The sequence below is a fragment of the Exiguobacterium sp. s140 genome (genome assembly GCF_018617035.1).
GTDB classification, from domain to species: domain Bacteria; phylum Bacillota; class Bacilli; order Exiguobacteriales; family Exiguobacteriaceae; genus Exiguobacterium; species Exiguobacterium profundum.
In genome coordinates this window covers 68,710-90,467 of the sequence record NZ_JACSJK010000005.1, presented here as the reverse complement: position 1 = coordinate 90,467, position 21,758 = coordinate 68,710, and the positions used below count along the sequence as shown (strand labels likewise).

Sequence of the window (21,758 nt, the reverse complement as noted above, 5' to 3'; positions counted from 1 at the left end):
CTTTCTATCATTACACTTCATTTCTGGTATGCTTAACATAACCAATTCGGAGTAAAATTTACATACCAAGGAGTGTTTGGAGTGGAACTGCAAGTAACGTTTCCATCGGGAACCACAAAATATATGGCCATTTATGAACACATCAAACAGCTCATTCTACAACAACAGTTAAAAGCGCACTCAAGAATGCCCTCTAAACGCGAATTAGCCAATCAATTGAATGTCAGTGTATTTACCGTACAGGAAGCATATGCCCAATTACTGAGTGAAGGTTACCTGTATTCAACAGAGAGACAAGGTTATTTTATAGGGGAGATTGAAGTCCCCTTCCAAGAAAAAGCTGCCCTTCAAAAAGAAGAATTACTGCCAACGATAAAAGAAGAGTCCTTAAATTTTAGAAACGGACAAGTTGATCCAACAGAATTTCCATACAAAATTTGGAATCGCCTGTATCAAAATTTTCTGGCTCCTGCCCATATTGCGAATGGTGCTTGGCAAGGGGAACCGGAATTACGGAACGAAATTGCAAACTATTTGCGCCGATCCCGAGGATTGCATTGCCATGCAAAACAAATTTATGTTTTCAGTGGCACTCAACAACAATTAAGTTGTCTGTGTCAATTCCTCATTCCTTCTAAAGTAGGAATCGAGGAACCTGGCTTTATTCGGGCAAATGCGGTTTTTCACCAATTAAACATACCTGTTTTACCTCTAAGGTTGGATTCTGAAGGCTGTACCGTACCGAAACAGCCAGTGACACTTCTTTATACAACTCCAGCTCACCAATATCCACTTGGCACCATAATGTCGATCAACAGGCGCCTTGAGTTGTTGACATGGGCAAAAGCATCTTCCAGTTACATCGTGGAAGATGATTATGATTCGGAATTCCGTTACCGAGGAGCCTCCATTCCAACGTTGGCTCATTTAGACTCTTTAAATCAAGTTATTTATTTTGGTACGTTCTCAAAAACCTTACTGCCTTCTATTCGAATCAGTTATCTTGTCCTCCCCTTATCTTTAGTGAAAGAATATGAAGCATTCAATGCACTGCAGAAATCCACTGTTTCCAAAATCGATCAGTTAGTTGTTGCAGAATTCATTAAGACAGGTAGATATGAGAAGCACATCGCCAAAATGCGAACCCTTTATCGCTCAAAGAGAAAGTGCTTGATTGAAGCGATAGATGAATTTTTAGGAGAAGATTTTTCTGTTAGAGGAGATGAGGCTGGATTGCATATCATTGTCCAATTACCTGCCTTCTTAACGGAACGAGAAGCAATTGCAAGGGCGCATTCGCTTGGCATTGCAGTTGATGCCGTATCCCATATGTATCAAGAAACCAAATCCACCGACCGAGTGATCATCGGATACGGGGCTTTGAGTGTTGGAGAAATTCGGAAGGGCATTCAATCGCTTGCATCGGTCTGGAAAAGTCCCTAAGTTAAAGTCTTAAGAATAGGTTTCATATCTATCAAGCGTTCGTAAATGTGTCAAATCATTTTACGAACGTTCGTCACCTAACACACACTTTTAAGTGCAAGATGACGGTTAAAATCATCGCAAAATAACAGTAGAAGTAACACGTTGTTTCTTCTGGAAGGAACGGTATAATTAAACATGTATTTTGGAAAAAGAAGGGGAATTTAGATGAATCATTCAAACTTGGTACATAAACGAGAAAATTTATACTTCTCATTATTAGTCGCAGCAAGCGTACTCGTCTTGATTTTAGGAATCGTACTGACGATTGCATCGTTCGGTCTTTTCTTGTGGATCATCGGGACGATCGTAGCACTCTCAATGTTTACGCACTGGATTCAGATCGGGTATATTCGGACGAACGGTGTCAAGGTGACGCCTCGTCAGTTCACAGAGCTTCATGAGCTGGTTCAACGCGTCGGGGCTGAGATGGGGATTCGGTTGTTGCCAGATGTGTATATTTTACAGGCCGGTGGTGTGTTAAATGCTTTCGCCACGCGATTCTTCCAAAAGAATATGGTCATCTTATATTCTGATGTCGTGGAATTGACACGTACTGGACAGACGAAAGAAGTCGAGTTTGTCATCGCACATGAATTGGCACATATTCGTCGGAACCACGTTCAAAAACAATGGGTTGTCTTACTTGGTAGCATCATTCCGTTTTTAGGATCAGCTTATTCGCGTGCATGTGAGTATACGTGTGACCGGATGGCAGCGCATTATCTTCAAGATTTTGGAGCGGCGAAACAAGCGTTGACCGTACTTGCGATCGGGGGACCGCTCGCGAAAGAAGTGAATGAGTTTGACTATCTGTATGAAGCGAGCCGGGAGAACGGATTCATCGCGAAATATAGTGAACTGTTGTCGACGCATCCGACGTTACCAAAACGCATCGCGGCGATTGCGACACATGCGGGCGAAGAAAACGTACCGGTCTTTAAAACAGCGGGATATGTGAAAGCCTCTATCATTTCGATGATTCTATTGACTGTCATCGGAAACGGAGCCATCATCGCCTTACTCGTCATGAACGATGATTTATCTGATTTTGTCGCATCGGCCATGAGCGAGGATTTCGAAGAGGATTGGGAAATGGAATTAGGAGAACCGATTCAAGAATTGACGTTCATGAATGCGAGTTATGAAGAAATTGAAGCGGAACTGGCAAACGTGACGGATGTGAACATTCAAGACGATTATGGGGAAACACCGCTCCATAACTTGTTCTATAATGATGACGTCGATCCTGAGACGGTCCGTCTCTTACTTGATCACGGTGCAGACGTGACCATTGAGAACGAAGAAGGTATGACACCGATTGATGTGGCGCGAGAAATGGGACACGGTCCACAACTCATTGATTTAATGGAATCGTATTAATCGTCGCGTAATCCTTGTTTCGAAAGAAACGAGGATTCTTTTTTAGGATTCTTGCAAACGTTTGCATAGTGCGTGATATACTCATGAGGTAGGGGGGATAGCGGTGAATAGCATTCGGACAAAGTTAACGGGAATGATTGCATTAACCATCATCGTGCCAGTCATTATCGCGACAATCATTTCATTTTGGTATGTGGAGGATCGAGAACGTGAACGCGGTCTAGAAATGACGGAATGGTCGCTTGAACGGGGGACGCGTCAGATGGAACGCTATATCTCTGACTTGAGTCGCTTGCCGACGAGCCTATACGCGGATCGTGACGTATTGGACATATTGGAATACGGACCGGGACTATCGTTAAGAGAAACGGAGATTGAAGTGCGACGAGCGCTCCTCGCGATGTATTTGTCCCGGGAAGACGTGGCGCAAATTCAGCTGTTGATGCTTGAAGACATGGATTCGTTCGCAGCGTATAAAATGAAAGTATCACCGCGTTCCAAAAAAGAACCGAGCGCTGTCCAACGACAGTTGTTGAATAATCCGAAAAGTCGTGTCCTGCTTGAAGCATCACATCCGCTCATTCCGTATCATGATTTCGGACCAATCATGACACAAGAAGATGTCGTCACCCTCCATTTCAGACTCGATAAAATTGAAACGGACGAACCGCTCGCGATTCTGTCTCTCGATATCCCGGAAGATCTGTTCATCGGACAGTTGGCTTCTCTTCAAAATAGTCCGGAGGAAAGTCTATGGTTCGTTGGTGAGGACAATCGTGTGTTCGCCCATCTTGGAAATGGCGAGATTCCTTCTTCGTTTCAACCGAGGTCGCTCTCGACCGATGGAAAACATCATCAAATCACGAAAACGTTTGAGTTCGACCATCAGCAGTTCTATGTCGGGAAGTCGATTCCAGATCAGCTCTTGACGGAGCCGGCTTCACGAACATCGTTCATTATTTTGTTAGTCGGAATCATCTCCCTCATTCTGGCGTTGATCGGTGCCACGTACGCCTCGATGAAACTGACGACTCCAATCAAGACGTTGACCTCGAACATTTGGCGAATTGAGCAAGGCGATATGACGGTCTCGTTCGATTCCCTCGGAAATGATGAGTTCGGCGTACTCGGGAGACAGTTCAAGCGGATGATTGAGCGAATCGATGATTTGATTCAACGGGAGTATAAGCTTGCCTTAGAGAACCGAACAAATGAACTACGTGCCTTACAGGCGCAAACCAATCCGCATTTCTTATTCAATGCGCTACAGTCGATCGGTACACTCGCTTTAAAGGGAGATGGAAAAACCGTCTATCGATTGATCACACAACTCTCTTCGATGATGCGATATACGATGCATCCTGAAGAGTCGATGGTCACGCTAAAGAGAGAAATCGAGCATTTGAACTCATATATTCGCCTACAAGACGTACGTTTTCCAAATCAGTTTCAAGTGAACGTTTCAATCCCTCAGGACCTCCATGAACTGATTGTTCCTAAGATGATTTTACAGCCGCTCGCAGAGAACTTTTTCAAACATGGGTTCGAACGAGACGGCTCGGCGTTGGCGAATCGATTTGACGTGATGATTTGGATGGAAGGGGCGACACTCGTGATTCGCTGTGAGAACAGTGGACGTTCCTTGACGACGGAAGAGTGGGAACGGGTCATGTCACGGATTGAACAAGGGGACTCGACATTTTATGACACAGAGGGCACAGGATTACGAAACATTCGTGATCGACTCATGTTAAACTATAATCGGGAGGCAGAATTTATGTTGGCTACACCTGAAACAGGCGGTTTTCGAATCATGATGCGTTTCCCGGCAACGGATGAAGGTGTGGCATCATGACGAAAGTGTTGATTGTAGATGATGAATCTCCAGTAAGGGAAGCGGTAAAATTACTCGGCGAATGGGAGCGGTTCGGTGTGAAGGCCGTACTCGAGGCGAAGAACGGGCTTGAGGCAAAGGCGCTCATCGAGCAGGAACGACCGGCTTTAATTCTATCGGATATTCAAATGCCACATTGTGATGGAATCGAGCTGATGGAGTGGGTACACGACCACGCTTCATTCTCTAAGCTCGTTGTGTTGACAGGTTACGATGAGTATTCGTACATGCGTCGGGCCATCCAATACGGAAGCTTTGATTATCTTTTGAAACCGATTGACCCCGATATATTAAACGATACGTTGTCACGCGCGTTAGCGGACGTGGTGAAGGAGTCGAGTGAAGATCCGATTGCCCAAATCGGGACGTATATTGAACAACACTTTGCGGAAGAACTGAGTTTGCAAGGAATGAGTGAACGGTTTTACTTAAGTCGGGAGTATATCTCACGACGATTTAAACAACAATATGGCGTGAATCTATCTGAGTACGTGTTGACGATTCGGATGAACGAAGCAAAGCGCCTGTTAGGAACGAGTAGACAGCGTATCTATGAAGTCGCCCAAGCAGTCGGCTTTTCGGACGACAAATATTTCCGAAAGGTCTTTAAAAAACAAGTCGGTGTTACTCCGAACGAATTTCGGGAACAAGTTCAACGACAAGCTTAAAGGAGGAATTCAAACATGAGTGTACACATTGGAGCTCAAGAAGGACAAATTGCAGAAACGGTATTACTTCCAGGGGATCCGCTTCGCGCCAAGTATATCGCGGAAACGTTTTTAGAAGACGTCGAATTATATAACGAAGTTCGTGGCATGTACGGCTTCACGGGAACATACAAAGGCAAACGGATCTCGGTTCAAGGTACGGGGATGGGTGTCCCATCGATGTCGATTTACGTGAACGAACTCATCATGTCGTACGGTGCTAAAAACTTGATTCGTGTCGGAACAGCGGGCGGAATTCAAGAAGATGTTAAAGTGCGTGACGTTGTCATCGCGATGAGCGCATCAAGTGAAATGGGACAAAACCGTGTCCGTTTCAACGGCATGGACTATGCGCCGACAGCGACGTTCGACCTCCTACATCGTGCGTATATGAACGCAGAGAAGGCGGGTATCCCGGTCAAAGTCGGACAAATCTTCACGGCTGACCAATTCTATCAAGATGATTTCCATCACTTCAAGAAATGGGCGGACTTCGGTTGCCTCGCAATCGAGATGGAAGCAGCAGGTCTTTACACGCTTGCAGCGAAACATAAAGTGAACGCGTTGACGATCCTCACGATCTCTGACCACTTGTTGACGGGTGAAGAGACGACTTCAGAAGAGCGTCAGTCGACATTTGATGAAATGATTCGTGTCGCTCTCGACACAGCCGTCGAAGTAACAAACTAAGCGATTTTCCCTATAGCCTTTGGCTGTAGGGATTTTTTGTGTCTAAACCTATTCATCCCTATGAAACGGGTGGAGCACCAGCTAGACTAAGAATAAGATCACGGGAAAGAGGAATTGTCCGATGAAAACTCCACCACGTTTTATATTATATGCCATCGTATTCTTTGCCTTTTTTGATTTATTCGCCCAACTTCCGATCATGAGCACGTTTGCGGTATCCGTTGGGGCATCCTCGTTTATCGCTGGCTTTTCCATTGCAATCTATTCGTTGACGAACACGTTTGGAAATATGTTATCTGGTATATGGACTGACAGAAATGGTCCATATCGAGTTTTGGTTCTCGGCTTGTTTCTGACGAGCTTCAGTTTATTGGCTTATCAGTTCGTCGACTCAGCATCCATGTTGCTGTTTGTACGGTGTATTCATGGCTTTATGGCCGGACTCATCGTCCCAGCTGCATTTACGCTGTCGGCGAACGTCACCGCGATGAACCGTCAAGGTAAGAAAGTCGCCATTACCGGTAGTTTCGTCGGGTTAGCTGCCATTATCGGTCCAGCATTCAGCGGTATCGTCGCAAGCATCACATCGCCACCAACTGTCTTTTTATTCGTCTCTTTATTCGGTTGGGTGATTCTCATCGTGACGATTGTGACAATGCGAGGAAGTCAAACGGTCGAGACAATAATAGAAAAAGAGAGGACACGGGAAAAACCGGATCCGAAAGTGCTTCGTGCCTATTGGGGCGCTTTTTTCCTCATGTTTTCTCAAGGGGCGCTCGCCTTTTTACTGCCGCTCCATGTGCAGGAACTTGGATATGATTCACGATTGAGCGGGACATTGCTCAGTATGTTCGGCGTGGTAGCCGTCCTGTTCTTTTTATTGCCGACGAACGGATTGTTTGATCGATTCTCTCCGACAAAGTTGACCGCACTTGGGGTGGCTATCATCGGGATAAGCCAGGTGTTAATTGGACAATCGGGTGTACAAACTAGCCTGTATGGGGTACTTGCCTTATATGGTGTCGGGTTTGCCATTTTATTCCCGGCCATTAATACGTTGTTGATCCAATCGACCTCTCCACAAAATCGAGGGAAAGCATACGGGGCGTTCTATGCCTTTTTCTCTCTCGGAACGGTAGCGGGGTCATCATTCTTAAGTGTTCTTCCACTCTCGATCGTCCAGCAGTTCACACTGACCGGCTTGATTTTAGGGAGCGCAAGCCTGCTCTTTCTAATCAGCGCGCGAAAAAGAGTACGGATGTTTTGACACGAGGGAAGCAATCACTTACTCTACGATTAAGCGTTTAAACATTTAAACGCTTTGTATTATAGTAGGTTGATGAAAGCGTTTTTTTAGATTCACGTTTCACACGATGATAAAATGAGATAAATGTGATGAATCATTAAGGAGGAAAGTTCATGCTGGCACCGATTGAACAGTTGACGATTGACGAGCTAGTCCAAAAACAGCGCCGTTTCTTTAAAACACAGGCGACAAAATCGATGGCATTTCGTTTGAGCATGCTGACGTTTTTAAAGGAGTCCATTAAGCATTATGAAGCGGATTTGCTTGAGGCACTTCGCGAAGATTTGAACAAATCCGAATTGGATGCGTATACGACAGAAATCGGATTTATTTACGATGAGATTTCACGAACGATGCGTGAATTGAAGCGGTGGATGCGTCCGAAGCGTGTCCGTGGGACGGCGATTCATCTTGGGATGAAGAGTGAGATTCAGTATGAGCCGTACGGTACGGTGTTGATCATCGCTCCATGGAATTATCCATTCCAATTGGCTGTTGCTCCGCTTATCGGTGCGATTGCGGCCGGGAATACAGCCGTTGTCAAACCTTCAGAATTGACGCCGAATGTGGCGCGTGTCCTGACACAGGTGCTCGAGCGTGCCTTCACCGATCGATATGTGGCAAGTGTCGAAGGGGATAAAGACACAGCGCAAGAACTGTTGGCACAAAAATGGGACTATATCTTCTTCACGGGATCGACGCAAGTCGGTCGAATCGTCAATCAGGCGGCAGCGAAGCATCTGACACCAGTCACGCTCGAACTAGGTGGGAAATCACCAGTCATCGTTCACGGAGATGCGAACGTCTCCATTGCGGCAAAACGTGTCGCCTGGGGGAAATGGATGAACGCCGGTCAAACATGTGTCGCACCAGACTATGTACTCGTCCACGAATCGCAACAAGACGCATTTTTAGAAGCGATTAAACAAGAGGCGTTTGCGATGTTTGGGAATGGTGTCGGCACGAAACGATACACGCGCATCGTCAATGAATCGCACTTCGACCGTTTGTCTCACTATTTGACAGAAGGGGACCTTGTGTTCGGTGGAGAGACGAACCGAGATGAGCTTAAAATTGCGCCGACCGTCATGACGAATCTTCATGAAGATGCTGATGTGATGAAAGATGAGATTTTCGGTCCGATTTTACCAGTCATTCCATATCGTCAATTGGACGAAGTGATCGAGTTCATCTCGGACCGACCACACCCATTGGCGCTCTATCTCTTTACTGAGTCGAAGGACGTGGAGAGAACCGTCATGAAGCACCTTTCCTTTGGTGGCGGGTGCGTGAACGATGTCATCATGCATTTGACGAACCCGAATCTACCGTTCGGTGGAGTGGGCGAGAGCGGAATGGGAGCTTATCATGGGCGAACGAGTTTTGAGACGTTCAGTCATGCGAAGTCTATTTTAAAGAATACGACGAAATTTGATTTACCGGTCCGGTATCCGAACTTCAAACCGGCTGAACAATTGATTCGACTGATTCAACGATGAATCGATCAAGAGATTCGGGGTCACACCCGAATCTTTTTATTTTCAAAAGATTGTTTGAAATGTCACATACTTTTATGATACTCCCTGTCACACTCCTGTATAATAAAGTCATAAATGGAACGGACGAATGAAACGTGGAGGGAGCACCGACCTATGTCAATGCAATGTGGAACGACCCAACCGAACAGTTTTGTATTCTCAGACGAAACGAAACAGCTGTTACTCGAAATGATGACGCTTCAACATCACCCAAAAGCGAGTATCGTGTGTTGGGAAGGTGAAAAGTGTGATAAGTTCTTTTACTTGAAGAGTGGTTCTGTCAAATTCACGAAAATCACGAAAAAGGGAAATCCACTCGTCATGTTCATGTATGGATCGGATGATTTCTTTGGTGAGTTTGACATCGTGGAGACATTCCCTAGTTCGTATAGCATCGAAACGACCGAAGAGAGTACCATCGGGACGATTTCAAAACGAGAGCTAGAGTCGCTCATGCAGCGCGATATCCGTTTTGCCGGAGAAATCTTGCGCTGGACATCGATGATGCGTAAGCACTCCGAGATGAAAGTGCGTGACTTATTGTTGTACGGAAAACCTGGGGCATTGGCTTCGACGTTTCTTCGAATGGCCGCGATGCATGGAGTGGAGGAAGAAGATGCAATCGTGATTCCTCGTCATCCGTCTGACGGAGAACTCGGACAGTTGATTGGTGCACCGCGTGAGACGGTGAATCGGTTGATCAGTCAGTGGCGAAAAGAAGGGGTCATCAGCACAACAACGAAATCAATCATCATTCGCGATGTCGACTTTTTAAAAGAGCTGTGCCATTGCGAAGGCTGCCCGGCAGGAATATGTCGTTTATAAACCGCCCCATGTGGAGGCGGTTTTTTTTGTGGATTGGTTTTGTACAAATGTGAACTTTATGTGTTGAAACTACGCAAAATTGATGTGATTGTCACTTTTTGAGTGATAAATATCACATATTATCGCCTAAGCGATTGCATACAATAAAAGTGGAAAAACAAGCGAAAGGGGTCTTACACGTGGAACATAAAGATGGACAAGAACCGAATTTAAAAGGAACGTTCACATCGGTCATGATCGTGGCGGGTGTCATCATCGCCATGTGGTCATCAGTCTTTTACTTATTCGTCACTCGATAAGAATTCAGGGGGGAGGGTTTCATTATGCATATTCATAAACTAGAAAAATATTGGCTTACATTCGGCATCATTCTACTCGCGGTCTTCCTGACTGTTCTCGGGGTATCCGCATTCGCGGCAGGTAATCAACCCGCATCGGATGCAGACTTGATTGACCCGGCAAAAGTAAATCAGACGGCTCCGTTCGACAAACCAGGACTTCATAAAATTGGTGAAAATGAATACGAGCTCGTCATGATTGCACAAGCGTTTACGTTCACACCAGGGAATGTTGAAATCCCAAAAGGGGCAAAAGTGACGTTCCTCGTGACATCACCTGACGTCGTCCACGGATTTCAGTTGACGGGTACACCGGTCAACATGATGATCGTCCCGGGACATATCAACTCGTTGACATACACATTCGAGGAAGCTGGCGAATTTTTAATCTTATGTAACGAATATTGCGGTACAGGGCATCATATGATGTCGACTAAAATCAAGGTGGTGGAATAAATGAATGACGTATCTTCTAAACTGAAGCAATGGGAGATGGAACGCGGCGTACCGGTTCCGAGTATCGGAGCCAAAGAGTCACGTCTTGCCTACGGACACATTCTCGTATCCATTCTCGCCATCTTGATTGGGGCGCTAGCTGGATTGACTCAGACATTGATTCGGACGGGTGTCATTCCTGAAATCTTTGGATACTATCAACTTCTGACTGCACACGGAATCATGCTTGGACTCGTCTTTACGACGATGTTCATTATCGGTCTTTTATATGCGTTACTCGCGAAATCGTTCGGTCGCTTTGAAGCATTCCCGACGCGTGTCGCGTGGCTCGGTTTTTGGACGATCATCATCGGTGCTGTCATGGTAACTGTCATGATTTTGGCCAATAAAGGGACGGTCTTATATACGTTTTATGCGCCGCTCATGGCAGATCCGCTCTTCTATGTCGGACTCGTGTTATTCGTAGTCGGGACATGGTTGTCGTCATTTGCGATGTTCCGAATGTATGCGGATTACAAGCGTGACAATCCTGGTGTTCATCCACCACTTCCGGCTTATATGAGTATCATGACGATGCTTCTTTGGGACATTGCGACACTTGGTGTCGCAGCCACGATTTTATTCCAGCTCCTTCCGCTCTCGTTAGGATGGACGGATACAGTCGGAATCGAGTTATCTCGTACATTGTTCTGGTACTTCGGTCACCCGCTCGTTTATTTCTGGCTCATGCCGGCATACATCGTGTGGTATACGGTCGTACCGAAAGTGATTGGTGGGAAAATCTTCTCGGATGCGTTGGCACGGATGACGTTCTTGCTGTTCTTACTCTTCTCATTCCCGGTCGGTTTCCACCATCAGTTGACAGAGCCAGGGATTGAACCGTTCTGGAAGTTCGTTCAAGTCATCTTGACGTTCTTGGTCGTCATCCCTTCATTCATGACTGCATTCTCGCTCTTTGCGACGTTCGAACTTCGTGGACGTGCGCTCGGCGCGAAAGGGCTGTTCGGATGGGTGAAGAAAATGCCGTATGGCGACGTTCGCTTCCTTGCTCCTTTCGTTGGAATGTTGTTCTTCATCCCGGCCGGTGCAGGTGGAATCATCAATGCTTCGCACCAATTGAATGCAATGGTCCACAATACGCTTTGGGTCACAGGACACTTCCACATCACAGTCGGAACTGCCGTTGCCTTAACCTTCTTCGGAACAGCGTACTGGCTCGTCCCAGTCCTACGCGGTCGCACGTTGACGAAGGCGATGAACAAGCTTGGATTGATTCAAGCAGGAACATGGGCGTTCGGTATGGCGATCATGTCGTATGCGATGCATATCTCAGGATTGAACGGGAACCCACGTCGTACGGGTCCGGCAACTTATTTCTCGGATGCGTTGACGCGTGAGTGGATCCCATATCATGTCATGATGGCAATCGGGGGAACGATTTTGTTCATCTCTGTTCTCATCTTCGTCTACTCGATGTTCAACTTGTCATTCCTCGCTCCAAAAGGCGAAGAAGAATTCCCGCTCGCCGAGACAGAAGAGGCGGCGATGGATACACCGCGTTACTTCGAGAATTGGAAGCTATGGATTACCGTGACGTTCGTCTTGATCGCATTTGCATACACCGTTCCAATCTGGCACTTGATTGAGAGTGCGCCTCCAGGAGCGCGTGGTTGGGTTCTCTGGTAAACTGAAGTCAGCTCATTCGTGAGCTGACTTCTTTCGTGTGAGGAGGAACGATATGAACATAGTAGACGTCATCCTTGCGGCGCGTTCGATGCACTCGGCCAATCGCCCGTTTGTCGTGGCGATTGATGGACTGAGCGGAGCGGGCAAGACGACGCTCGTCTCACATTTAAGCAATGAGCCGAGTATTTACGTTCTTCACATCGATGACTATATCGTTGAACGGGACAGACGCTATCAGACCGGACAGCCTGAACCGGTGGAGTATTACGTACTTCAATGGGACGTCTCGCGCTTAGAACGTGAACTGTTTCGTCCATTGAGGAATGGGATGACGGAATTGACGTTACCTCGTTACGTGTATGAACGAGATATCATCGCAGAAGAGATCGTGGACATATCATTCGCACATACAGTTGTCGTAGAAGGAATTTTTCTACAACGTCCGGAATGGCGTTCTTATTTCGACTATGTGATTTATCTCGACTGTCCCCGAAAAGTTCGGTACGAGCGAGCATTGAACCGGGATACATACCTCGGTGATCCGACGGCACGGCTTGAGAAATACAAGCGCAGATATTGGCCCGGGGAAGATTTGTATCTTCAACACGTCGACCCGAAAAGAGGAGCAGACATCGTGCTCTGACTGAACGTTTCAACATCTGACGTACGTGTCAGATGTTTTTTGTTTAGAGAAAATTTGAAAAAATGATTGACGTCTTAGTGTATTACGCTAATAATACAGTTAGAAAGTGTATTAACCATGTCATACACTTAGAAAGGTGATGAACATGCAATTCAATACGAGGGCACCAGTTTACCTACAAGTCGTCGACTACTTCAAGAAGAAGATGGCACTCGGTGAACTGAAAGCTGGGGATGAAATGCCATCCCGGCGAGAACTAGCAAACGATTTAAAAATTAATCCGAACACCGTTCAAAAAGCGTTCAAAGAAATGGAGGACCAACAATTGATTACGACCGAACGAAATCGCCCGAGTCGTGTAACGACAGATGGTACGGTATTGGCACAAATCCGTTCTGAGATTGTAGATGACGCGGTTGCGGTATTTGTGGAAGCGATTCAAGAACTCGACGTCTCGGTAGACGAGCTAGTCGATAAGATTAAACGTCAGTACAAGGAGGGGACGTACGATGATCGAAGTGTTGGGAGTTAAAAAGCGCTATCGCCGGAAACAAGTCATTGAAGACGTTTCGTTTACAGCGAAAAAAGGGGAAATCACATGCCTGATCGGGCTGAACGGGACGGGGAAATCAACGTTATTGAAAGGCATCATGGGATTGACACCTTTCGACAAAGGTTCGGTATTGATTGATGGAAAACCAATTGATTTGAATCGTGTCGCCTTTGTCGCCGACCATGCGATGTTCCCAATTCATTTCACGATTGAACAATGTGAGGCGTTTATGAAAGATTTTTATCCGACATTTGATTCGGCATTATTTGCTCGTCTCGTCGAAGATTTTAAATTATTCCCGGAAGATAAGTTGAGCGAGTTATCGAAAGGGACGCTCGCCAAAGCGAATCTTGCGCTCGGCATTGCCCAAGACCCAGATTATCTATTGCTCGATGAGCCGTTCTCAGGAATCGATGTCTTTTCGAAAGAACAGATTGTTGAACTGTTCTCAAGTGAAATCATGGAGAACCGGGGCGTCCTCATTACGACACATGAAATAGAGGATATCGAGTACTTGATCGACAAGGCAGTCATGTTGAATAACGGACGCATCGTTCGTGAGTTTGACGTCGAGGATGTCCGTTTCATTCACGGGAAGTCAATCGTCGATGTGATGAGAGAGGAGTACGGGGCATGAATCTATTGAAACTATTGAGTTGGGAAGTTGAACGTGTCACGAAACCGTTCTTGACATTAGTCGCAGGTCTTATCGTTATACAGTTTGGATATCTCGGTTACTTTTTATGGGACGAAACAAACTTTTATGAACAGTTGCGACGTGAAGGAAATGCGGACTATCCATTGATGTTTGTCAGTTACTTGAACGGGACTCCATATCTTTTATCCCTCGGGATCGCCGTCGCTGCCGTGTTACTGTACAGCGTATGGATCTGGTATCGAGATTTTCAAGGACGAGGGACGTTCATGCTACGCCTCTTGACGATGCCACAAAAACGGATGGTCATCTTTTTTGCTAAACTTGGCACCATTCTAATGATGACGTTAGGACTATTTGCCATTGAGTGGATTGCCCTTAAATTGCAGTACATAGCGTTCACGAGTTGGTTCGATGACAAGATGATTCCGACTCAAGGATCATTTGAACAAACACTGTCGTATCAGGGAATATTGTCTCTGATGTATCCTTCTTCGCTCATCAACTTTATCATTCATCAAGTATTTATTGTCATCGTTGTCCTATTTGTTTTCACATTTGTGTTGATTGAACGGAGTTTCTGGCAGCGGACGATCTGGTCACCGGTACTTAGCTTGTCAATTCTAGTTGTCATCTTTACTATTCCAGTTTTAGGTTACGCGTTCTTGTCGAATCGACTAATTTACGATGAGACGATTGTGTATGTCGGTGTGGTATTGATGGTATGGACGAGTGTGACGATGTGGCTAGGTCGAAGATTTTTACAGACGAAATTGAATGTGTGAGGTGAGAAGATGAAACGAATGTGGAATGTGGCCGCGCTCGGTGCGGTCATCGTGATTGGGCTTGGGACGTTTGCCGTTGATGCGACAGAACCGAAAGCAGAATGGGCGTTAGACATCAGTTCGAATCCATCTGTGTGGGAAGACGCGGTGGTAGAGGTCACGTATGGCACAGAGGACGATGTTGCACAGTGGTTTGAAGTGACGACGGATGAGAGTCGTATCACGTCAAACTTAAATTATATTGCTGAGGGACTGCGATATCGTGAACGTTTGAATGAGGGAGAACGTTCGATTCATCGACAAATGAACGGAATGACGTATGCGGAATCGATTCGAACAGAGGATGGATACATCGGGGTCGGTCAGAATGGGATGAAAGAGCTCATCGTATTTACACAAGAAGATGGAGAAAAGTTATCGACGTTTTCGTTCGATGCCAGTGATTCAAAAATATATGACATCGTGAACGGGGTATGGTCAGGCGTATTTCTGAATGATGGTCAGTTAAACTTAATCTATCGAGATGGATATGACGGTGAAGAAAAAACAATACTCGCCACGTTTGATCAAGCAATGAATGAGGTGACGGTCAAAGAAGTGAATGTGGACAAAGGATTTATCACCCATGTCATCAATACGAATCGTTTTTACGCTACCGATGTATCCTCTCAAGTGACAGAAACTCGTTACATCTCTGTCGGTGTCAGCTCGTACGAAGTGATCCGAGAAGGGGAAGAGGAAATCAATGTTGAGGATCCGAACCCAGGACTCTTCGCTTACGATACAAAAACGGGTAAAGTTGTTCAATTGGCTGAAGGTCAGGACTTTTGGGATCATACAGTGTCGGGTCACAACCTGTTCGCCTTAAATGAGGATGGCGAGGAAGTCGTCATCGACTTGAACACCGGGAAGCAGATGACTCGTAAAGTTCTCGATTCAGTGGATCACGCCTTCTATGAAAATGGTCGCCTGTACCAAACGCGCCAAGCGAAAGACGGTGTCATCATCGATGTATACGAGGATGGGAAACAAATCTCGAGTGCGGCGATCACGCCTGAAAACGAAGAAGCGCGTGACATGCTCAAACAGATTGACGTAGATGTCAGACAAAAATAAGCAAAGGGCCGCGGCCCTTTGCTTATTTTGATGGTTTCGGTATGATGACGCCTTCTTCTAAATCCAGCAACAAGTCGATCAGTTCCGCGCAGAACTCCGGGAACTGCTCCAAAAAGGCACCGGGACCGACTTCATCTGTAAAGTCGATATACAGATCGGCGACATTCCCAGACATCTTCGCAGGTAAGGCGAGAAACGCCGAACCGAAACGCCAACTGCCTCGGATATCGAGTAACTTCCCGAGAACGAGGTCGCCGGTCTCACGTTCTTCTGGTAACTGAACAGCGTATGTCTCTTTGGACTCCCAGTCTTTTAACTGACCGTCCTCTGTCACTTCAAAGATACTACAACGCGGGACGGCTAATCCACGGAGTGCGTGATAGAGGGCAGGGGACATGTCGCTCTTATGGTCGGCCAAATAGCGACCATGGGGTGTCATCCCATCCTCATCCGTCTCAAAGAAGACGGCCCAATCGATGAAGAGGTCACGGAAGAGTTCGGCATCTTTTAAGTGCCATGTCCCTTCCGATGCGATCTCTTGAATATAGTTCGTCCATTGTGTGCTTCGCACGAGAGCCGCTTGCTCATACAACTTTTTCAGTTCGGCAAGCAATTCGGACTCTTCGACGAGCAAAGGGAAGGGAATTACTTTCCGGTTTTTTTTCATCGGCGCGGACCTCGCTTGTTCGCAGGACGTTTGACGACAGGAGGCTTCTCCTCAATCCGTTTCTCAATCACGTCACCGCGATAGATTTCGAGCTCTTTCAACTCGACACCGAGTTGACGCGCAAACGATTTCAAGTGCGGCAGGTCATCCGTCGTCACGAGGGAAAGGACAGTGCCTCCCGCGTTACCGCGAGCGGTACGGCCGGAACGGTGAATGAAGTCATCAATGGATTCCGGTAAATCGAAATGGACGACGTGCGTCACGTCTTCAATATCGAGACCGCGTGCAGCGAGACCGGTCGTGATGAGGAGCGGGTATTCGCCTTTACGGAATTCGCGGAGCGTCTCGACGCGTTCACGTTTCCCTTTTAAGCTGTCGAGCATCCGGTAGTTCACTTTCAACTTTTCAAGTTCTCCGCGAAGCGGTGGCAAGAACGAGCGGTTGTTGATGAAGGCGAGTGCCTTCACACCGTCGACGTGTGAAAGACGACGAAGAAGTTCCGGTTTATACCGGCGTGTCGTCAACAGATAGCCGTACGTCACTTGATCGCTTACGGCACGTTCGATTTTGATATGTGCCGGCTCGTTCATGAACGGTGCCGACCACTCTTTGAGTGAATCGGTGAGTGTTGCCGAGACGAGTGCAAGTTGACGCTCATGCGCAGTATGCTTGATGATTCGTTCTGCGGCCTCCGTCAAACCGCTGTCGATGATTTGGTCGGCCTCATCTAAAATAACGGTATGTGTTTCGTGGAGCTTCAGTTTTTTCTTGTCGATCAACTCGACGAGACGACCTGGTGTCCCAACGATCAAATGTGGTTTCTTCTTGATTCGGTCGATTTGACGTTTCAATTCGACGCCACCGATGAACGAACCGATGCGGACGTCGCCTTTTTCGGTGAAACGTTGTGCGACTTGTTGAATCTGCATGACAAGTTCACGGGTCGGGGCGACGACAACGACTTGGATGCGGTCATTCGACGGATCAATCTTTTCAATGGCTGGAAGAAGATAGGCGAGTGTCTTACCCGTTCCGGTCGGTGCCTCGATTGTCACGTCTTTTCCATCTAATAGTAGGGGAAACGCTTCTTTTTGGACCGGCATCGGCTCATTGAAGCCCATCCGTTCCCACGTTTCGTTAATAAAAGGTTTTGTAAAATTCATATTCGGTCTCCTTATCTTTAGGCAAAAACAAAGGAAGCGACAGCGCTCCCTCGTCAAATATAGCGAACATGCTCCTGACCATCTTCCATGGAAGAACGTAACGTCTGTGTATACGTCTGACCGTCTTCGATGAGTTGGATGTGGGCGTCTGCACCTTCTGCTGTCAATTCAACTTTCTCAATCGTGAATCCTTGATAAACGCGATACTGTAACTCGGCCGTCATGTTCTCGAACGGTTTCAGTTCCGGATATGTCATAATGACATGGATTGGACGCGACAAAAGTGTGGCGAGTAGCTGGTCGCGATAATCGATAAAATCTTCGTTCTCGATGTCATCATCGAAGCGGATCCAAAACCCTCCGTCTTCAAATTCTGTGATAAATCCGTCACGCTTTTCACCAGCCTCATCGACCTTTAATGAGATGCGATCGCCGACCTGAAAGGCATGATTTGCTGTTAATGGTTCATACGTCATGAGTAGAACCCCTTCCTCTTATACAATGTTCTGCCTTCATTGTGTCTGATACGACACAAAAATTCAAGTTCTAACCGAGTGATGTGAGATTAATCACCTTAAAAACTGTATAGTTCGTCACAGAATAATCAAATTAGTACAGATGATAGGTAAACCTTATCTAATTGGGAATCATCTGTTTCAAACTATATAAATTAGCGGATATAACAGTTTGTAAAACGCTTTCAAAAACGGCTGTTTCATCCCGTTCATAAGATTGTTACAAATTTCACAAGAATGTAAAACATATTGTTCACGTTTTCACGTACACTCACAGTATAGATAACACGCAGTTACTTTCGAGAATGAGGAGTGAATCAACATGGCAACCGAAATCAAATCCGCATGGTCAGGTTTTGTCCCTGGTCAGTGGACGAATGAAGTGAATGTCAGTGAATTTATCCGTTTGAACCGTCATGAGTACACAGGAGACGATACGTTTTTAGCAGGTCCGACTGAAGCGACAAACGTTCTTTGGAATCGTGTGATGGAACTAACAAAAGAAGAGCGTGAACGTGGAGGCGTCTGGGACGTCGATCAACATACACCATCGACCATCGTATCGCATGGACCAGGTTACTTAAACAAAGAGTTAGAGAAAGTCGTTGGCGTTCAGACGGATGAACCGTTCAAACGTTCGATTCACCCGAATGGCGGCATCCGTATGGTCGATGCGGCACTCGAATCATATGGTTTCGAGCCAGACGAAGAAATCACAAAAATTTACTCAGAGATTCGTAAAACACATAACCAAGGTGTCTTCGATGCCTATACGCCTGAAATGCGGGCCGCTCGTAAATCAGGGATCATCACGGGGCTTCCAGATGCTTACGGTCGTGGACGCATCATCGGTGACTATCGTCGCGTCGCTCTCTATGGAATTGACTTCTTGATGGCAGAACGCAAAAAGGATTTAGCGAAACGCGGTGGGTTCTTATCTGAGTCTGACATCCGCGATCGGGAAGAACTATCGGAACAACTTCGTGCCCTCCAAGAACTTAAACAACTCGGGGCCGCTTATGGATTTGACCTCGGTCGTCCTGCGGAAAATACGCAAGAAGCATATCAATGGGTATACTTGGCGTATCTTGCTGCCATCAAAGAACAAAACGGTGCCGCAATGTCACTCGGTCGCGTCTCGACATTCCTTGATGTGTACGCCGAACGTGACCTTGAAGCGGGTCGCTTAACAGAATCGGACGTCCAAGAAATCGTTGACCACTTCATCATGAAACTTCGAATCGTCAAATTCTTACGGACACCGGACTATAACGAGTTATTCTCCGGTGACCCGACTTGGGTGACGGAATCAATCGGTGGGATGAGTCAAGATGGTCGCTCGAACGTCACGAAGAGCTCATTCCGGTTCTTACATTCACTCACGAACCTCGGACCAGCTCCAGAACCAAACTTGACGGTCCTTTGGTCGACGAAACTTCCAGAAGGCTTCAAACAATACTGTGCGAAAATGTCGATTGAAACGTCGGCTATTCAATATGAGAACGATGACTTGATGATGCCACAATTCGGTGATGACTACGGTATCGCATGTTGTGTGTCACCGATGAAGATCGGGAAACAAATGCAGTTCTTCGGTGCGCGTGCCAACATGGCGAAAGCCCTTCTTTATAGCATGAACGGCGGACGTGATGAGAAGAGCGGCGCTCAAATCGCTCCAGTTTGGGAAATGAACACAGAAGACGTGCTTACGTACGAAAAAGTGTATGCCGACTTTGACCGAACGCTCGACTGGTTGGCGGAGCTATACGTGAATACACTTAACGTCATTCACTTCATGCACGATAAATATGCGTACGAACGAATCGAAATGGCGCTTCACGATCCTGAAATCTTACGGACGATGGCTTGTGGGATCGCGGGTCTCTCGGTAACGGCAGATAGTCTTTCAGCAATCAAATATGCAAACGTCAAACCCGTCCGGAATGAAGAAGGAATCATCGTCGACTTCGAAGCAGAAGGAGACTTCCCGAAATTCGGAAACAATGATGACCGTGTCGATGCAATCGCCGTCGAACTCGTCGAATCATTCATGGAGAAAGTGCGGAAGCATAAAACATACCGTGACGCGCTTCACACACAATCGGTCCTCACCATCACATCGAACGTCGTCTACGGTAAGAAAACAGGGAACACGCCAGACGGACGCCGTGCCGGTGAACCATTCGCTCCAGGAGCGAACCCGATGCATGGACGAGATACAAAAGGTGCGGCTGCATCGCTCTCATCTGTTGCGAAACTTCCATTCGAACACGCACAAGACGGAATCTCGTATACGTTCTCGATCGTACCGAAAGCACTCGGGAAAGAAGAAATCGCACGCGAACTCAACTTGGCGGCACTTCTTGATGGGTATATGAGCGGAGAGCACAAAGGACATCACTTGAACGTCAACGTCTTTAACCGCGAGACGCTTCTCGACGCTATGGAACATCCAGAAGAATATCCGCAACTCACAATCCGCGTATCAGGATATGCGGTCAACTTCATCAAGTTGACACGTGAGCAACAGATCGACGTCATCAACCGTACGTTCCACGGTTCGTTGTAAGTAAAGGCTTAGCGGCCTTCCACGGAGGGCCGCTCATTCGTTAGGAGGTCATTTCGATGACAATGGGATATGTACATTCGGTCGAATCATTCGGAACAGTTGACGGCCCAGGGATTCGCTTCATCGTCTTTTTACAAGGTTGTGCCTTGCGTTGTTTATACTGCCATAATGCGGACACGTGGGATTTCAAAAAGAATAATCACCGCTCGGCTGAAGACGTCATTCAAGAGGCGCTCAGTTACCGTCCGTTCATGGAAGCATCGAAAGGCGGCATCACCATTTCTGGTGGTGACCCACTCGCGCAACCTGAATTTTTAGAGGCGCTGCTGCGTGAAGCGAAAAAGCATGGGCTTCATACGACACTTGATACGTCCGGTGCGCTCCGACCTCCTAATTTGGATGCGATTTTAGATCACACCGACCTTGTCTTGCTCGATATCAAGCATATCGACGACGACATGTGTAAGAAGTTGACGGGACGTAGCAATGCCAACACGCTCGCGCTTGCCGAACACCTTTCCGAGCGCGGAACGAAAATGTGGATTCGCCACGTCCTTGTACCTGGATGGACGCTTGAGGAAGGTGCGCTTCGTCGCACCGCCGCGTTCATTCAAAAGTTAGACCATGTCGAGAAAGTCGAGATTTTGCCTTATCATGAGATGGGCGTCTACAAATGGGAGGCGCTCGGGCTCGATTATCCGCTCAAAGGCACGAAACCCCCGACGTCTGATGAAGTCGAATGGGCGGAAGGGATCTTGCAGGGAACTGTATAAAACAAGCGCAGACC

The 21,758-nt window shown here is 46.8% G+C and carries 21 protein-coding genes; 18 read left to right on the top strand and 3 right to left on the bottom strand.

Annotation, left to right across the window (positions count from 1 at the left end; translation table 11 throughout):
* The first annotated feature begins 81 nt into the window (after window positions 1-81).
* From pdxR to KNO61_RS15030, 16 genes are all read left to right on the top strand, one after another.
* On the top strand, window positions 82-1,443 hold the full coding sequence (gene pdxR / locus KNO61_RS15105; protein WP_240731282.1) for a MocR-like pyridoxine biosynthesis transcription factor PdxR: 1,362 nt from the start codon (window positions 82-84) through the stop codon (window positions 1,441-1,443).
* A gap of 207 nt (window positions 1,444-1,650) precedes the next feature.
* Complete coding sequence (locus tag KNO61_RS15100) at window positions 1,651-2,865, top strand: M48 family metallopeptidase (protein WP_214685557.1); 1,215 nt, start codon at window positions 1,651-1,653, stop codon at window positions 2,863-2,865.
* 103 nt (window positions 2,866-2,968) lie between these two features.
* Entirely contained in the window at window positions 2,969-4,720 is a 1,752-nt protein-coding gene (locus KNO61_RS15095) for a sensor histidine kinase (protein WP_078146331.1), read from the top strand.
* Window positions 4,717-5,427, top strand: a complete 711-nt coding sequence (locus KNO61_RS15090; RefSeq protein ID WP_078146332.1) for a response regulator transcription factor — start codon at window positions 4,717-4,719, stop codon at window positions 5,425-5,427. The genes KNO61_RS15095 and KNO61_RS15090 overlap by 4 nt, the downstream gene beginning before the upstream one ends.
* Before the next feature lie 15 nt (window positions 5,428-5,442).
* Entirely contained in the window at window positions 5,443-6,156 is a 714-nt protein-coding gene (gene deoD / locus KNO61_RS15085; RefSeq protein ID WP_015880817.1) for a purine-nucleoside phosphorylase, read from the top strand.
* Between the two features lie 121 nt (window positions 6,157-6,277).
* The gene (locus tag KNO61_RS15080) at window positions 6,278-7,423 is read left to right on the top strand and encodes an MFS transporter (protein WP_214873760.1); all 1,146 of its coding nucleotides are present in this window, start codon (window positions 6,278-6,280) and stop codon (window positions 7,421-7,423) included.
* Between the two features lie 152 nt (window positions 7,424-7,575).
* Window positions 7,576-8,961: an aldehyde dehydrogenase gene (locus tag KNO61_RS15075; RefSeq protein ID WP_214873758.1), complete on the top strand. Its 1,386-nt coding sequence runs from the start codon at window positions 7,576-7,578 to the stop codon at window positions 8,959-8,961.
* A 153-nt stretch (window positions 8,962-9,114) separates the two neighbouring features.
* Window positions 9,115-9,825, top strand: a complete 711-nt coding sequence (locus tag KNO61_RS15070; RefSeq protein ID WP_214689166.1) for a Crp/Fnr family transcriptional regulator — start codon at window positions 9,115-9,117, stop codon at window positions 9,823-9,825.
* Between the two features lie 179 nt (window positions 9,826-10,004).
* Window positions 10,005-10,124 (top strand): cytochrome c oxidase subunit 2A, encoded by a 120-nt coding sequence (locus tag KNO61_RS15065; protein WP_224863290.1) that lies wholly within the window; start codon window positions 10,005-10,007, stop codon window positions 10,122-10,124.
* A 24-nt stretch (window positions 10,125-10,148) separates the two neighbouring features.
* Window positions 10,149-10,619, top strand: a complete 471-nt coding sequence (locus tag KNO61_RS15060) for a cytochrome c oxidase subunit II (protein ID WP_214689167.1) — start codon at window positions 10,149-10,151, stop codon at window positions 10,617-10,619.
* The gene (locus tag KNO61_RS15055) at window positions 10,620-12,305 is read left to right on the top strand and encodes a b(o/a)3-type cytochrome-c oxidase subunit 1 (protein WP_251030858.1); all 1,686 of its coding nucleotides are present in this window, start codon (window positions 10,620-10,622) and stop codon (window positions 12,303-12,305) included.
* Window positions 12,306-12,357: 52 nt separating this feature from the next.
* Window positions 12,358-12,948, top strand: coding sequence for a kinase (locus KNO61_RS15050; RefSeq protein WP_214758207.1), 591 nt, complete (start codon window positions 12,358-12,360; stop codon window positions 12,946-12,948).
* 139 nt (window positions 12,949-13,087) lie between these two features.
* Window positions 13,088-13,480, top strand: coding sequence for a GntR family transcriptional regulator (locus KNO61_RS15045; RefSeq protein WP_214734535.1), 393 nt, complete (start codon window positions 13,088-13,090; stop codon window positions 13,478-13,480).
* Entirely contained in the window at window positions 13,458-14,138 is a 681-nt protein-coding gene (locus KNO61_RS15040) for an ATP-binding cassette domain-containing protein (protein ID WP_214758205.1), read from the top strand. Before KNO61_RS15045 ends, KNO61_RS15040 begins: the two co-directional genes overlap by 23 nt.
* On the top strand, window positions 14,135-14,941 hold the full coding sequence (locus tag KNO61_RS15035; protein ID WP_214734536.1) for a hypothetical protein: 807 nt from the start codon (window positions 14,135-14,137) through the stop codon (window positions 14,939-14,941). Before KNO61_RS15040 ends, KNO61_RS15035 begins: the two co-directional genes overlap by 4 nt.
* A 9-nt stretch (window positions 14,942-14,950) precedes the next feature.
* Window positions 14,951-16,057, top strand: a complete 1,107-nt coding sequence (locus KNO61_RS15030; protein WP_214758203.1) for a hypothetical protein — start codon at window positions 14,951-14,953, stop codon at window positions 16,055-16,057.
* Between the two features lie 22 nt (window positions 16,058-16,079).
* Here KNO61_RS15030 and KNO61_RS15025 read toward each other — a convergent pair whose 3' ends face one another.
* From KNO61_RS15025 to KNO61_RS15015, 3 genes are read right to left on the bottom strand one after another with little or no spacing between them, the layout of a single operon-like run.
* Entirely contained in the window at window positions 16,080-16,724 is a 645-nt protein-coding gene (locus KNO61_RS15025) for a hypothetical protein (RefSeq protein WP_214734538.1), read from the bottom strand.
* A complete protein-coding gene (locus tag KNO61_RS15020) occupies window positions 16,721-17,887 on the bottom strand; it encodes a DEAD/DEAH box helicase (RefSeq protein ID WP_047795883.1) in 1,167 nt (388 codons plus the stop codon). The genes KNO61_RS15025 and KNO61_RS15020 overlap by 4 nt, the downstream gene beginning before the upstream one ends.
* 53 nt (window positions 17,888-17,940) lie before the next feature.
* Window positions 17,941-18,363: a hypothetical protein gene (locus tag KNO61_RS15015; RefSeq protein ID WP_214873756.1), complete on the bottom strand. Its 423-nt coding sequence runs from the start codon at window positions 18,361-18,363 to the stop codon at window positions 17,941-17,943.
* A gap of 361 nt (window positions 18,364-18,724) precedes the next feature.
* On the opposite strand from KNO61_RS15015, the gene pflB reads away from it, so the two are divergent.
* A complete protein-coding gene (gene pflB / locus KNO61_RS15010) occupies window positions 18,725-20,971 on the top strand; it encodes a formate C-acetyltransferase (protein WP_214873753.1) in 2,247 nt (748 codons plus the stop codon).
* Between the two features lie 56 nt (window positions 20,972-21,027).
* Window positions 21,028-21,744, top strand: a complete 717-nt coding sequence (gene pflA / locus KNO61_RS15005; RefSeq protein WP_015880832.1) for a pyruvate formate-lyase-activating protein — start codon at window positions 21,028-21,030, stop codon at window positions 21,742-21,744.
* Window positions 21,745-21,758 lie beyond the last annotated feature (14 nt).

Excerpts from the sequence above, each read along its gene's own strand:
- KNO61_RS15100 (WP_214685557.1), top strand. The coding sequence starts at position 1,651 with ATGAATCATTCAAACTTGGTACATAAACGAGAAAATTTATACTTCTCA.
- KNO61_RS15090 (WP_078146332.1), top strand. The coding sequence starts at position 4,717 with ATGACGAAAGTGTTGATTGTAGATGATGAATCTCCAGTAAGGGAAGCG.
- deoD (WP_015880817.1), top strand. The coding sequence starts at position 5,443 with ATGAGTGTACACATTGGAGCTCAAGAAGGACAAATTGCAGAAACGGTA.
- KNO61_RS15080 (WP_214873760.1), top strand. The coding sequence starts at position 6,278 with ATGAAAACTCCACCACGTTTTATATTATATGCCATCGTATTCTTTGCC.
- KNO61_RS15075 (WP_214873758.1), top strand. The coding sequence starts at position 7,576 with ATGCTGGCACCGATTGAACAGTTGACGATTGACGAGCTAGTCCAAAAA.
- KNO61_RS15070 (WP_214689166.1), top strand. The coding sequence starts at position 9,115 with ATGTCAATGCAATGTGGAACGACCCAACCGAACAGTTTTGTATTCTCA.
- KNO61_RS15060 (WP_214689167.1), top strand. The coding sequence starts at position 10,149 with ATGCATATTCATAAACTAGAAAAATATTGGCTTACATTCGGCATCATT.
- KNO61_RS15055 (WP_251030858.1), top strand. The coding sequence starts at position 10,620 with ATGAATGACGTATCTTCTAAACTGAAGCAATGGGAGATGGAACGCGGC.
- KNO61_RS15050 (WP_214758207.1), top strand. The coding sequence starts at position 12,358 with ATGAACATAGTAGACGTCATCCTTGCGGCGCGTTCGATGCACTCGGCC.
- KNO61_RS15045 (WP_214734535.1), top strand. The coding sequence starts at position 13,088 with ATGAACATGCAATTCAATACGAGGGCACCAGTTTACCTACAAGTCGTC.
- KNO61_RS15040 (WP_214758205.1), top strand. The coding sequence starts at position 13,458 with ATGATCGAAGTGTTGGGAGTTAAAAAGCGCTATCGCCGGAAACAAGTC.
- KNO61_RS15035 (WP_214734536.1), top strand. The coding sequence starts at position 14,135 with ATGAATCTATTGAAACTATTGAGTTGGGAAGTTGAACGTGTCACGAAA.
- KNO61_RS15030 (WP_214758203.1), top strand. The coding sequence starts at position 14,951 with ATGAAACGAATGTGGAATGTGGCCGCGCTCGGTGCGGTCATCGTGATT.
- KNO61_RS15025 (WP_214734538.1), bottom strand. The coding sequence starts at position 16,724 with ATGAAAAAAAACCGGAAAGTAATTCCCTTCCCTTTGCTCGTCGAAGAG.
- KNO61_RS15020 (WP_047795883.1), bottom strand. The coding sequence starts at position 17,887 with ATGAATTTTACAAAACCTTTTATTAACGAAACGTGGGAACGGATGGGC.
- KNO61_RS15015 (WP_214873756.1), bottom strand. The coding sequence starts at position 18,363 with ATGACGTATGAACCATTAACAGCAAATCATGCCTTTCAGGTCGGCGAT.
- pflB (WP_214873753.1), top strand. The coding sequence starts at position 18,725 with ATGGCAACCGAAATCAAATCCGCATGGTCAGGTTTTGTCCCTGGTCAG.
- pflA (WP_015880832.1), top strand. The coding sequence starts at position 21,028 with ATGACAATGGGATATGTACATTCGGTCGAATCATTCGGAACAGTTGAC.